Raw genomic sequence first — 12,376 nt, 5'->3', positions numbered from 1 at the left:
ATACGAGGATCACCAGCAAACTTCCTTCACCGACACAACCCCTTGAAAGGAAAGCACCATGTCCCGTATCCCCCTCGTCTCCCCCGCCGAAGCCACCGGCGACACCCAGGCACTGCTCTCGCAGATCCACGGCGCCTTCGGTGCCACGCCCAACATGTTCCGCGCCGTCGCCAACTCGCCGGCCGCGCTGCAAAGCCTGTGGGGATCGTTCGGCGCGCTCGGCGGCGGCGTGATTCCCGCGCAGCTCGGCGAGAAGATCGCGGTGGCGATCGCCGACCGCAACGCCTGCCACTACTGCCTGGCCGCGCACACGGCGCTGGGTCGCAAGGCCGGTGCCTCGTCGGCCGAGATGACCGCCGCGCAGCACGGCGAGTCCGCCGATCCGCAAACCGCCGCCGCGCTGCGCTTCGCGCTCGCGGTGGTCGAGCAGCGCGGCCGAATCGACGCCGCCGAGGTGCAGGCGCTGCGCGACGCGGGCTTCGACGACCGGCAGATCGTCGAACTGCTGGCGCACGTGGCCTTGAACCTGTTCACGAACTATGTGAATGTCGCCTTCGACGTGCCCGTCGATTTCCCGGGCGTGAAGCTGCGCGCGGCCGCCTGAGCGGCGGCGCCGGGCCCTGCCATCTCATTGGAGCCAACACCATGTCGAGAATCCATCCCCCGGCGCCCGAACTGCAGGTCGATCGCTGGCTCAACACCGAGGCCCCCGTCACGCTCGAATCGCTGCGCGGCAAGGTCGTGGTGCTGCATGCCTTCCAGATGCTGTGCCCGGCCTGCGCCACGCACGGCCTGCCACAGGCCAGGAAGACGCGGCAGCTGTTCGCCGCGAAGGACGTCGCGGTGATCGGGCTGCACTCGGTGTTCGAACACCACGCGGTCATGACGCCCGTGGCGCTCGAGGCCTTCGTGCGCGAGTACCGTTATGTCTTCCCGATCGGCATCGACCGGCCCTCGCCCGGCAGCAGCATTCCGCAGACCATGCGCGCCTACCAGTTCCAGGGCACGCCGAGCGTGGTGCTGATCGACAGGCAGGGGCGGCTGCGGCTGAGCCACTTCGGCTTGCTCGACGACATGTCGCTGGGCGCGGCCATCGGGCAGCTCGCGGCCGAGGAGTTCGCCGCGCCGCTGGTCGCGGATGCGGTGCGTGCAGAGGAGTCGGCCCCCGGCGATGGCTGCGGCGACGCCGGCTGCGCGGCTCGCTGACCTTGCGCCGAAAGGCTTCAGGCCCCGACTCGCGCACACTCTTGCATTACCCCCATTGGCCGATGGTCAGGCCCGTGCCGCGCCGCCACAATGACCGAGGCGCACGCCACGCCCGCGGCCTCGTCGGAGCAGAACATCCGAATCCAACACACCGACACGCGCCGCGGGATCCCACTCCGCTCCACGTCAAGGAAAGCTTTCAGATGTACTTCGAGAACAAGACCGCCTGGGTGACCGGCGCTTCCTCCGGCATCGGCGAGGCACTCGCGCTCGCGCTGCTCGAGCGCGGCGCGCGCGTGATCGCCTCCGGCCGCCGCCCCGAGCCGCTGGCCGCCCTCGCGGCGCGCGCCCCCGAACGCGTGCTGGTGCTGCCCTTCGAGGCCACCGACTACGACGTCCTGCCGGCCATCGTCGAGCGCGCCGCCGCCTGGCAGGGCCGGATCGACGTGCTGATCAACAACGCCGGCATCGCCCAGCGCAGCCTCGCCATCGACACCGATCTCGCCGTCTATCGCCGCCTGATCGAGGTCGACTACCTCGCACCCGTCGCCCTCACCCAGCTCGTGCTGCCGCGCATGGCCGAGCGCCGCGGCGGGCACATCGCCGTGATCGGCTCGGTGGCCGGCAAGGTCGGCGCGCCGCTGCGCACCGGCTACAGCGGTGCCAAGCATGCGGTGCAGGGCTACTTCGATGCCCTGCGCGCCGAGGTCGAGCAGGCCTACGGCATCCGAGTGAGCGTCGCGCTGCCGGGCTCGGTGCGCACCGCGGTGTCGATCAATGCGCTGGGCGCCGACGGCAGCGCCCGCGGCCGTTCCGACGCGAACATCGACCAGGGCATGGAGCCCGCCGTCGCGGCCGGCCTGCTGCTCGATGGCATGGCTTCGGGCCAGCGCGAGATCGAGATCGCAGCCGGGCTGGAAGCGGCCGCGCTGCAACTGCGCCGCCACGATCCCAACCGCCTGTTCGACATGGCCGCGCAGGAGGGCGCGCGGCTCGCGGCACAGCGCGAGCAGCAGGGGGCGGGGGCGAGCTTCGATCCGGCGGATGTGCGGGCGGCGGGGACTTATGGGCAGGATGCCTTGAAGGCGGCTTGAGCGTTGCTGGTCTGGGCAGACGTGCCGCCGCGGGCTCGGCGCGAGGTCGTTGCAGAATGCGGTCCGACTCCACTCGCGGGCGTGGAGTTCGCGCTCTCGCGCGGCTTTGCATGAACCCCGAAGAAAGCATCGAATGACCGAGACCCTGCGCCAGCCCTACCCCCCGATCGAACCCTACGAGAGCGGCATGCTCGACGTGGGCGACGGCCACCGCATCCGCTACGAGCGCGTGGGCACGCCCGGTGCCAAGCCCGCCGTGTTCCTGCACGGCGGCCCCGGCGGCGGCATCTCGCCCGAGCACCGGCGGCTGTTCGATCCCGCGCGCTACGACCTGCTGCTGTTCGACCAGCGCGGCTGCGGCCTGTCGGAGCCGCATGCGGGCCTCGAGGCCAACACCACCTGGCATCTGGTGGCCGACATCGAGCGCCTGCGCGAACTGGTGGGCGCCGAGCGCTGGCTGGTGTTCGGCGGTTCGTGGGGTTCGACGCTGGCGCTGGCCTATGCGCAGAAGCACCCCGAGCGCGTGAGCGAACTCGTGCTGCGCGGCATCTACACCGTCACGCGCGCCGAGCTCGACTGGTACTACCAGTTCGGCGTGTCGGAGATGTTCCCCGACCGGTGGGAGCGGTTCCAGGCCCCGATCCCCGAGGCCGAGCGCGGCGACATGATCGCGGCCTACCGCAAGCGGCTGACCGGCGACGACCCGGTGGCCCGGATCGAGGCCGCGCGCGCCTGGAGCGTCTGGGAGGGTCAGACCATCACGCTGCTGCCGAGCCCCGCGCTCGCGGCCTCGCATGCCGACGACCATTTCGCGCTGGCCTTCGCGCGGCTGGAGAACCACTACTTCGTGCACGACGCGTGGCTCGAGGACGGCCAGCTGCTGCGCGACGCGCACCGGCTGCACGGCATCCCGGGCGTGATCGTGCACGGCCGCTACGACATGCCCTGCCCCGCACGCTACGCCTGGGCCCTGCACAAGGCCTGGCCCGAGGCGGAGTTCCATCTGATCGAGGGAGCCGGGCATGCGTATTCGGAGCCCGGGATCCTCGATCGCTTGCTGCGGGCGACGGATGGGTTTGCCGGGCGCTGAAGCGTGAATCTCTCGAGCACTGAGCGGCAAGCCCTCGATGCATATCTGGCGCGCATCCAAGACCATGATCTGCCGGGCACGGCACTGCTTCCCGACGCCGAGATCGTCCGCTGGAGCCTGGCGCTGCGTTTTCACCCGATGCTGCGACGCCTCGGCGGCCTGGTGCTCGACGATGCACGGACAAGCAACCATCACGTGCTGCTGACCGAACCACCGCTCGCTGGCGCGGTCCTGTACCTGGCTCATGACGGCGACTCGCGCGTGGTGTTTGCCGACATCGAGGCCTTTCTGGACGCGGCCCGACGCGCCGATGCCGAAGATCGAGATGTCGAGGACCTCCATCCTTCGGTCTCTCCGCTCGCCGGCGACCAGGCAGGCTTGGGCACGTTCATCCGTTCGCTGCTTGCATCCCCGGACGACGAGGATGCGGCCATCGCCTTCATTCCATCGCTGGACCTGCGCGATACCGCGCTGTTGCGCGAACTCGCCTCGCACGAGAACTTCTTCGTGGCGGAAGCGCTCGCGGTGGAGATCGCGAAGCGTCCGGCCGAAGCGCTGCGCGGGATCGCCGGGATGTGCGCGGCGCATTCGCATCCGCAGGCGGCGAATGCGGGCCAGCGGGCCGTGGCCGCGGTGGAGCGGTGGACGCGAAACGGACAGCGCTAGGATCGGCGCCATCCACACACATCATCCCGGCGTCGATGCGCGACTTCCTCTACTACTCGCTGATGCTCCTGCTGGGCTTCGCCTGGTACCGCTTCGGTCAGACACTGCTTGCGAAAGGCAACCGCGACGAGAACGACGAGCTCACCAAGGGCTTCGTCGGTCCGGTCGGCTTCCTCGTGGCGGGTGGCATCGCGTGCTACCTCCTCGTCGCCACCTTGCGCGCGCTGGTCCGGGGCGAGGTGCCCTGCATCGGCAAGGGCTGCGCGGGGCAGGTGTACACGCTGGCGATGCATGCGGGCGAGTACTGGTCGAACGTCTTCTACATGGCGTGGCTGGTGCTCGCGCTGGGGTATGCGTTGCATGTGACGTTCAGGATCTGGTTCCGGGTCTGAGGCTTCCGGCGCGTATCCACACCGCGTCGAAGACCCACGAAGCACTCGTTCACGCGGGGTGCGACAACCGCTCGCAGTGCTCGATCAACAGGTCGGTCAGCACGCGTATCTTCCTGGCCGGATGCTGGCCCGGCGGCCGGATGACGTACGCACCCGCGGGCGGCGGTGGATAGCGCGTCATGACCGGCACCAGCGCGCCGGCGGCCACGTATTCATGCGTGAGCCAGTCCGGCACATAGGCGATCCCGAGGCCCGCCACCGCGGCCGCGACCAGTGCCGTGCCGTTGTCGGCCTTGAATCGTCCCTGCGGTCGGACCGTGATGATCCGGTCGCCATCCCTCAGTTGCCAGGCCTCGGTGCCCTGCATCAGCGCTTCATGGGCACCGAGTTCGTCCGGCGTCTCGGGCGACCCGTGCGTGTTGATGTAGTCCGGGCTCGCCACGAGCTTGCCGTAGATCGGGCCGACGCTCCTCGCGATGAGGTTGGAGTCCTCGAGATAGCCGACCCGGATCGCGCAGTCGAAGCCTTCGGCGATGAGGTCGACGAATCTGTCGCTGTAGCAGGTCTGGATGTGGAGCTGGGGATGGCGCTTCGCCATCTCGGCGAGCATGGGCGCGAAGTGGGTCGGGCCGAAGCTCAACGGCACCGCGATCCTCAGGCGCCCGCGAAGCTCGCCCGCGGGCAGGATCGTCTCCATGGCCGTGTCGATGTCGATGCAGACCTTGGCCGCATGGTCGCGGAAGGTGCTGCCCGCTTCCGTGAGCGCGGCGCCGCGCGTGGATCGCGCGAGCAGTTGAACGCCCAGTTCCGCTTCGAGCCGAAGCAGCCGCCGGCTCACCATCGACTTGGAGATGCCCATCCGCACGGCGGCCGGTGAAACCCCTCCCGCGCTGGCCACTTCGACGAATGTACGCAGGTCCTCGATGTCCAAGCTGGCGTTCCTCCAATCGCGACACAGTTCGCCGAAAGATGGTACTACCGGGCGAAGAGATGGCTCGCAATACTCCCTGCGGACGACATCGCCACGAGCGGACTCGTCGTCTCGAACCCCTCCCGCAACAGCGGCAACACAGGAACCAGCCATGACTTCTCGCAACGGCCTCTCTTCGCTTCTTCGTCCCGAAGACTCGGTCCTCGTCCTGATCGACCATCAGCCCTACCAGCTCGCGAACCTCAACTCGCACGAACCGCAGATGGTCATCAACAACACCGTCGGCCTCGCGAAGGCCGCCAAGGCCTTCGGTGTGCCCACCATCCTGACGAGCGTGATCGCCGAGCGCGGCGGCCTGCTCTTTCCCCAACTCACCGAGGTCTTTCCCGGGCAGGAGGTCATCGACCGCACCTTCATCAACACCTGGCAGGACAAGGTGGTGGTCGACGCGGTCAAGGCCACGGGGCGCAAGCAACTGATCATCGCGGGCCTGTGGACCGAGGTCTGCGTCGCGATGCCGACGATCCAGGCACTCGGCGAAGGCTGGGACGTCACCGTGGTCACCGATGCGTCCGGCGGCGTCTCGGTCGAGGCGCACCATGTCGCGATCCAGCGCATGATCGCGGCCGGCGCGAACATGCTTACCTGGCTCGCGGTCGCCTCGGAATGGCAGCGGGACTGGGCACGCACCGACAGCGCCGCCGCATTGACCCAGGTGATCACGCAGCACGCGGGAGGCAGCGGCATCGCCTACCTGTGGGAGCAGCAGCTGCTCAAGACCCCCGTGCCCGCCGACGCGGCATGACGATGGATAGGAAGGCGTGAAGGGCCTTCATCCGCGCGTCATGCCGTGCGCCAGTTCGGCGTCCTCGCCAGCGCGCGGAAGATGGCGGCCGCGTCCGCGCCCGGCGTTTCGTAGAGATCGAGCACCTGCCCCGTGACGAGGCCATGGAAGAGGGTCTCGAGGCGCTTGTCCCATTTCAGCAGCGCCATCGACCAGGCCGGAAAGAAGCGCGCCGGGATGCCCACGAGCTCCAGCAAGCGCGGCGACTGGTGGCGCCTGTCGCGCTCGATCGCGGCATAGAGCGCGCGCACCTCGCGTTCCTCGCCCTCCAGGTACTGCATGTAGGCGCCGTCGAGGAAGCACAGCGCGCCGGTGATGCCGAACCGCGGGTTTCGGGTGCGCGATGTGTGGAGGATGCTCGAGAGATCGCTGGGATGCGGCGAGGACGCACGGCTCGCGTAGATCAAACGTACTAGCATTTATGAATGCTACGCCATGCGGAATACAGCAGCACCGCGAGCCGAGCGAGCTGCCATGGGATCTTCACGCCCGACGCGGCTCGACCTGGGCTCGCTTTCTCAGGTGGGTAGCCCACCCGACATCGAGGACGGTCGAGAACGTGAACATCAGCTCGCTTCTCGAACTCGCCGTGCGCATGGCAGCCTCGACATCGACCGTGTCGTCGACATAGATCAGCCAGAGCCGAACACCATCGCCGACTTCGGCCATGACCAGCTTGGAACGCTGTCCCTCTTCGAGCGCCAGACAGAGTTCGTCCTCCAGCCTGCGCAAGGCCTCGAGTTCGGTCTCGGTCGGCATCCCCCTGTCTTCACCACCGTAGTCGACGGTCACACGCAGCAGACGCGACATGCACCGCAGCTCGTCGTCGCCGGGCTCCCGATCCAGGATCCGGCCAACGACCCGCTTCCCGCCATCGGTCTCTCCTTCGACGATCAGCCATGGCTCGACCGCGAGTGGTTGTGCCCACGGCTGGGCCGGACGCATGAGCGTTGCGCCGACTCCGAACGCGAACGCCAGCCAACGGCGCCGCGAATGCCGCTGCGTCTCGCCGCTCATTGCGCTCGCAACGCCTTCCAACCGATCTTCAACTCGTTGTCGGTCACGACGGTCACGCCGATCTCGGGGCCCGCGACTCGCAATGCCCGCACCACCTTGTCGGTCAGGCCGTCCGCGTGGCACACGCCGGCGCCCAGGCCCAGGGTCGCCGCAATGACCATCCACGATGCACGCCGAAAGCGCCAACTGCGCATCGACGGCCGTTTCACCTCGTGTTCCCTCATCACTGCCACACCGTCATTTCGCGTCTCCTTGCGCTCGTTGATCCCCCTCGATTCCGCATCGTCTGCACAGCCCCCGCACACGCGGCTTCTTTCGAGACTTACCTGACCTCGCCATCTCGCTCGGCAGTCATGCCGGCACGAACTAATTTCCGGCTTGACGAATTTGCAAGCCTCGCGCAATCTTCACCGAGGGGAGCGACCGCGGAGAGAGGGGTTGACATGATGATTCGTGTTCGCTTGCAGCAAGCACGCCTTGCTCTTCAACCGGACACCATGGCCATGCTCGTCGTGTATGGATCCGTCGGCCTCTGGGTGGTTTTCTGGTTCGGCGACTAGCAAGGCTTCGGGGAAGTTTCGGCCGCATCGGTATATCTCGGGCGAAGGCGTTCGGATCGAACTCGTAGCGCAGGATCGCGGTCCGGGCACGGCCGAACGGCATCGGAGATCGCCCCCCCCGGAATTCAGTGGGCCGATATCGCTCGCTAAAGTGCCATCACCATCTCGTGCCAGGACATCCCCCCATGGTCCGACGGTGAAGGCCGCACGTAGATGTACCCCTGCCGCGCATAGAGATCCACATGCCGCTCCTTGCACATCAGGTGGATCGTGCGCTTGCCGGCCCGCCGCATCCGCTCGACGAAGGTCTTCATCATCACGGTGGCGTATCCCCGCCCCTGGAACAGCGGGTCGATGACCACCGACATGATCACGACGTTGGGCGCCTCGGCGTCGTGGCCGACCAGTTCCTTGAACGCCTCGTCGGACATCACGACCTCGTGCGCGCATCCGCTGTTGATGAAGCCGATGACCTGCCCCTCGAGTTCCATGACGAGGAAGCCCTGCGGGTACTGCGCGATGCGGGTGCGAATCTTGGCCAGGGTGGCGGCCTCGTCGCCTTCGTAGGCACCGATCTCGATCGCGTAGCAGCGTTCGGCATCGGAAGAAAGGGCTTGGCGGAAAACGGGGTCTGACATGGAGAGCGGGTCGAGGCGAATGGCGAACCCGCCATGGTACGGACTCGCGCGGCGGCTCAGCGTGCCGAACGGCGATGGCGCGCGCGCAAGGTATCGGAAGGCGACTCGCCGAATTGCGCCTTGTACTGCTGCGCGAGACGGCTCAGGTGAAAGAAGCCATGGGCGAACGCGATGTCGGTCACCGTATCGTCGTCCTCCCCGTCCAGCAAACGCTCGCGCACCTGCGCCAGACGGATGCGCCGCAGGTATGCCGTCGGCGTGATGCCGCGGTGCGCCTGGAACGCCAGCTGCAAGGCACGCACGCCGACGCCCAGCGAAGCGGCGATGTCGGACACCGTCAGCGACAGGTCCGCGATGCGGTCGTGAATGAACGACTCGGCCAGGGTCGCGAGGCGCGCCGGCCGCGACGCCGGCCGCTCTCCGCGCATCCAGCCGGTGTAGTTGTGCGGATGCCCGTGGAGCAGCGACATGAGGACGAACTGCTCGAGCGACCGATAGGCCGGCGCCGGCAGCGCCGCGGGCAGGGTATCGACCAGGTCCCACACGCCGGACCATGAACGCTCGAGCGCCGACGTGAACGGCACCGGATCGAACTTCAATCCATCGTCGAGCGGACGGCCGACGAGGCTGGCGCAGCAAGCCTCCAAGGCGGCCGTGTCGGGCCGGAAGGTGATCTGCTCGAAGCTGGCGCCGAAATCGAAACGGGTGGGCCGGCCGGCCGACACGGGGATCGTCGTGCCGGCCCGCCAGGTGGCGCTGCGGTTGCCCTGGGAGACGGTGCCTTCGCCGGCGGTGCAGCGCATGAACAGGAACAGGCCGGGGAATTCGCCCGCGTCGACTTCCACGCGCGCACCGTAGGCCAACTGGACCAGCGCCAGCGGCCGTGCCTCGGTCGCGCTCAACCGCGTGTCCAGGGCCCTGGCCCGGCGATCCAGGTGGAGTTCGTGCGGGCAGTACACGGCGCCCACGGCGTGGATCGCTTCGTCGAGATCATGGGTTCGATAGTGCATGGTCGCCCCTTCCACGGACTGCGTGGCGGCTCGTGCGCACCGCGGCCGCGCGAGCATTCTAGGGGTGCGTTCCCCGCATGGAAACGCGATGCGGGAACGCCCGGAGGCCTCTTCCTGCGCATCGCGGATAGCGCTTCGCATTCCGGATCGCGGCGCGCCGCTTCTTCCTCAAGACTGGCGCCAGCCGAGCCGACCGAGCCAACCGGGCCGGTCGCGCTTCCATCCATCCATGCAGAGGAATCCCCTGATGAGCTCGATTGAATCCCCTGATGAGCTCGATTCAAGACCTCGGTCTTTCCGAAACCTACGGTGCCTTCATCGACAACGCGTTCCAGCCGGTCGACGGCCCCACCTTCGCGGCCCTGCATTCCGGCACGGGCGAGCAGATCGCCCGCATTGCCCGTTGCGGCGCGGCCGAGGTCGATGCGGCCGTGCAGGCCGCCGCCAAGGCCTTCCCGGCCTGGCGCGCCACCGCGCCCGAGGAACGCTCGGCCCTGCTGCTGAAACTGGCGGCGGCCGTGGAGGCCGATCAGCAGCGCCTCGCGCGCATCGATTCGGTCGACATCGGCCGGCGCCTCTTCGAGACCGGCCTCGACCATCAATTCGCGATCTCGCAGTACCGCTACTTCGCGGCCGCGGCCATCACGCACGAGGGATTCGGCCGCCCGATTCCCGGCGGCTACATGGTCGCCCGCCGCGAGCCCTACGGCGTGTGCGGCCAGATCATTCCGTGGAACGTGCCCGCGATCATGGCGGCCTTCAAGATCGCACCCGCGATCGCGGCCGGCAACACGGTGGTGCTGAAGCCCGACGAGAACGCTTCGCTCAGCACGCTGGAGCTGTGCAGGCACATCGCGAAGATCTTTCCGCCGGGCGTCATCAACATCGTGCCCGGCTTCGGCGAGGAAGCAGGCGCCGCCTTGACCGCGCACCCCGGCGTGGCGAAGCTGGCCTTCACGGGCAGCAGCGAGGTCGGCCGGATCATCTCGCGCGCCGGTGCCGAGCGGCTGGTGCCCGTGTCGCTGGAACTGGGCGGCAAGAGCCCGAACATCATCTTTCCCGACATCGAGGACATCGACGCGGTGGTCGACAACGCGATGTTCGCGACCCTGTACTGCAACGGCCAGTCCTGCCTCGCGGGCACCCGGCTGTTCGTGCACGACGCGGTCTACGACGCCGTGATGGACCGCCTCGTCGCCGGGATGGAGCGCGTCAAGGTCGGAGCGGCGCTCGCGCCCGACACCGTGCTCTCGAACCTCGTGTCGCCCGAGCAGGGCGAGCGCGTGATGAACTACATCGGCATCGGCAAGGCCGAAGGCGCGCGGCTGATGACCGGCGGCCAGCGCATCGCCGTCGAAGGGCAGGCCCACGGCCATTTCATCGCGCCGACGGTGTTCGAGGCCGACAACTACATGCGCATCGCGCAGGAAGAGATCTTCGGCCCGGTGCTCAGCGTGATCCGCTGGAAGGACCACGACCGGATGATCGAGGAGGCCAACGGCGTGCGCTACGGCCTGGCCGCCGGCCTCTACACCAGCAACCTGCGCAACGCCTGGGAAACGGCCGAACGGCTGCAGGCCGGCTCGGTGTGGATCAACCACTACTTCAACCTCGCGAGCGGCTCGCCCTTCGGCGGCTTCAAGGAGAGCGGGATCGGCAGCGAGTACTGCCACGAGACGCTCAACATGTACACCCACCTCAAGGCGGTGACGATCCAGACGCGAGTGGCCGCGCCCTGGTTCGCACCCAAGGCCTGAGCACGCGACACGCAGCCCTTCGCCCTCCCCTCATCCCCATCACCTGAAGAGGTCATCCCATGCAGATCACAGCCGCCGTCATGCGCGAGAAGGGTGGCAAGTTCACCCTCGAGGACATCGAGCTGGAGCCGCCGCGCGACGACGAAGTGCTCATCCGCATGAAGAGCTGCGGCGTCTGCCACACCGACACCCTGCCCCGCGACCAGGTGGTGCCCGCGCCCTTCCCCGCGGTGTACGGCCACGAGGGCGCGGGCATCGTCGAGCAGGTCGGCAGCCGCGTGAGCAAGCTCCAGCCCGGCGATCACGTCGTGATGAGCTGCAACTCCTGCGGCCACTGCGACACCTGCCAGACCGGCAAGCCCATGTACTGCCGGCACTTCTTCAAGGCCAACTTCGGCTTCGCGCGCATGGACGGAACGCCCACCATGCACAAGGGCAGCGACGTCGTGCACGGTGCCTTCTTCAACCAGTCCTCGTTCGCGACCTACGCCCTGGGCACCGAGCGCAGCGTGGTGAAGATCCCGTCCGATGTGCCGCTCGAGATCATGGGCCCGCTGGGCTGCGGCGTGCAGACCGGCGCGGGCGCGGTCATCAATTCGCTGCGCCCGCAGGCCGGCGATTCCATTGCCATCTACGGCGCGGGATCGGTCGGCCTCTCGGCCCTGCTCGCGGCCAACGTGACCGGCTGCGCGATCCGCATCTGCGTCGACCCGAACGAGGCGCGCCTGCGGCTCGCGCTCGAGCTCGGCGCCACCCATGTGATCAACCCGCGAACCACCGACCCGGTGCGGCGCATCCAGGAGATCACCGGCGGTGGCGGAACCCAGTTCTCGCTCGAGACCTCGGGCAATCTCACGGCCCTGCGCCAGGCCGTCGACTCGATCCAGATCATGGGCGAGTGCGGCATGATCGGCGCGCCCGCATTCGGCAGCGAGATCGGCCTCGACACCTGGGGCCTTCTGCTGGGCCGCAAGATCCGCGGCATCTGCGAGGGCGACTCGGTGCCGGACCTGTTCATCCCCAAACTGGTCGAGCTGTATCGGCAGGGGCGCTTCCCCTTCGACAGGCTGATCCGGTTCTATGCCTTCGACCAGATCAACGAGGCGGTGGAAGACGGCGAGCAGGGCCGGACCATCAAGGCCGTGCTGCGCTTTCCCGACTGAACGACGCG

Annotated in this window: 15 protein-coding genes; 9 read left to right on the top strand and 6 right to left on the bottom strand. The window is 68.0% G+C overall.

The genetic code is table 11. The annotated features are described in order from the left end of the window. Positions 1–58: 58 nt before the first annotated feature. The 6 genes from KV106_RS16825 (at position 59) to KV106_RS16800 (ending at position 4,448) form a co-directional block, all read left to right on the top strand. Positions 59–604 (top strand): carboxymuconolactone decarboxylase family protein, encoded by a 546-nt coding sequence (locus tag KV106_RS16825; RefSeq protein ID WP_261211193.1) that lies wholly within the window; start codon positions 59–61, stop codon positions 602–604. 41 nt (positions 605–645) lie between these two features. After that, positions 646–1,206 carry a peroxiredoxin family protein gene (locus tag KV106_RS16820; RefSeq protein WP_261211191.1) on the top strand — a complete coding sequence of 187 codons (561 nt, stop codon included), beginning with the start codon at positions 646–648 and terminating at the stop codon, positions 1,204–1,206. Between the two features lie 203 nt (positions 1,207–1,409). Beyond that, the gene (locus KV106_RS16815) at positions 1,410–2,300 is read left to right on the top strand and encodes an SDR family NAD(P)-dependent oxidoreductase (RefSeq protein WP_261211189.1); all 891 of its coding nucleotides are present in this window, start codon (positions 1,410–1,412) and stop codon (positions 2,298–2,300) included. Positions 2,301–2,433: 133 nt separating this feature from the next. Then, positions 2,434–3,390 (top strand): prolyl aminopeptidase, encoded by a 957-nt coding sequence (gene pip / locus KV106_RS16810; RefSeq protein WP_261211188.1) that lies wholly within the window; start codon positions 2,434–2,436, stop codon positions 3,388–3,390. Between the two features lie 3 nt (positions 3,391–3,393). Next, complete coding sequence (locus tag KV106_RS16805) at positions 3,394–4,056, top strand: hypothetical protein (protein ID WP_261211187.1); 663 nt, start codon at positions 3,394–3,396, stop codon at positions 4,054–4,056. A 35-nt stretch (positions 4,057–4,091) separates the two neighbouring features. Further along, positions 4,092–4,448 carry a hypothetical protein gene (locus KV106_RS16800; RefSeq protein WP_261211186.1) on the top strand — a complete coding sequence of 119 codons (357 nt, stop codon included), beginning with the start codon at positions 4,092–4,094 and terminating at the stop codon, positions 4,446–4,448. A 49-nt stretch (positions 4,449–4,497) separates the two neighbouring features. Here KV106_RS16800 and KV106_RS16795 read toward each other — a convergent pair whose 3' ends face one another. Continuing rightward, the gene (locus tag KV106_RS16795; protein ID WP_261211185.1) at positions 4,498–5,379 is read right to left on the bottom strand and encodes a LysR family transcriptional regulator; all 882 of its coding nucleotides are present in this window, start codon (positions 5,377–5,379) and stop codon (positions 4,498–4,500) included. A gap of 151 nt (positions 5,380–5,530) precedes the next feature. Between KV106_RS16795 and KV106_RS16790 the strand changes: the two genes are divergently transcribed. Further along, positions 5,531–6,184 carry a hydrolase gene (locus tag KV106_RS16790; protein WP_261211184.1) on the top strand — a complete coding sequence of 218 codons (654 nt, stop codon included), beginning with the start codon at positions 5,531–5,533 and terminating at the stop codon, positions 6,182–6,184. A 38-nt stretch (positions 6,185–6,222) separates the two neighbouring features. On the opposite strand, the gene KV106_RS16785 is transcribed toward KV106_RS16790, so the two are convergent. The 5 genes from KV106_RS16785 to KV106_RS16765 form a co-directional block, all read right to left on the bottom strand. Continuing rightward, positions 6,223–6,642, bottom strand: a complete 420-nt coding sequence (locus KV106_RS16785; protein ID WP_261211183.1) for a BLUF domain-containing protein — start codon at positions 6,640–6,642, stop codon at positions 6,223–6,225. 64 nt (positions 6,643–6,706) lie between these two features. Next, on the bottom strand, positions 6,707–7,240 hold the full coding sequence (locus tag KV106_RS16780) for a DUF695 domain-containing protein (RefSeq protein ID WP_261211182.1): 534 nt from the start codon (positions 7,238–7,240) through the stop codon (positions 6,707–6,709). Continuing rightward, a complete protein-coding gene (locus KV106_RS16775) occupies positions 7,237–7,449 on the bottom strand; it encodes a hypothetical protein (RefSeq protein WP_261211181.1) in 213 nt (70 codons plus the stop codon). Before KV106_RS16775 ends, KV106_RS16780 begins: the two co-directional genes overlap by 4 nt. A 497-nt stretch (positions 7,450–7,946) precedes the next feature. Then, a complete protein-coding gene (locus KV106_RS16770; protein ID WP_261211180.1) occupies positions 7,947–8,438 on the bottom strand; it encodes a GNAT family N-acetyltransferase in 492 nt (163 codons plus the stop codon). A gap of 56 nt (positions 8,439–8,494) precedes the next feature. Continuing rightward, complete coding sequence (locus tag KV106_RS16765; protein ID WP_057598457.1) at positions 8,495–9,448, bottom strand: AraC family transcriptional regulator; 954 nt, start codon at positions 9,446–9,448, stop codon at positions 8,495–8,497. Positions 9,449–9,717: 269 nt separating this feature from the next. Here KV106_RS16765 and KV106_RS16760 point away from each other — a divergent pair, with 269 nt between their 5' ends. Then, positions 9,718–11,205, top strand: a complete 1,488-nt coding sequence (locus KV106_RS16760; RefSeq protein ID WP_261211178.1) for an aldehyde dehydrogenase family protein — start codon at positions 9,718–9,720, stop codon at positions 11,203–11,205. Positions 11,206–11,264: 59 nt separating this feature from the next. Further along, a complete protein-coding gene (locus KV106_RS16755) occupies positions 11,265–12,368 on the top strand; it encodes an NAD(P)-dependent alcohol dehydrogenase (RefSeq protein ID WP_261211176.1) in 1,104 nt (367 codons plus the stop codon). Positions 12,369–12,376 lie beyond the last annotated feature (8 nt).

It is taken from the genome of Variovorax endophyticus, from assembly GCF_025376855.1.
Classification (GTDB): domain Bacteria; phylum Pseudomonadota; class Gammaproteobacteria; order Burkholderiales; family Burkholderiaceae_C; genus Variovorax.
The sequence above is the reverse complement of the archived record's forward strand: the minus strand, read 5'-3'. Positions and strand labels throughout refer to the sequence as shown.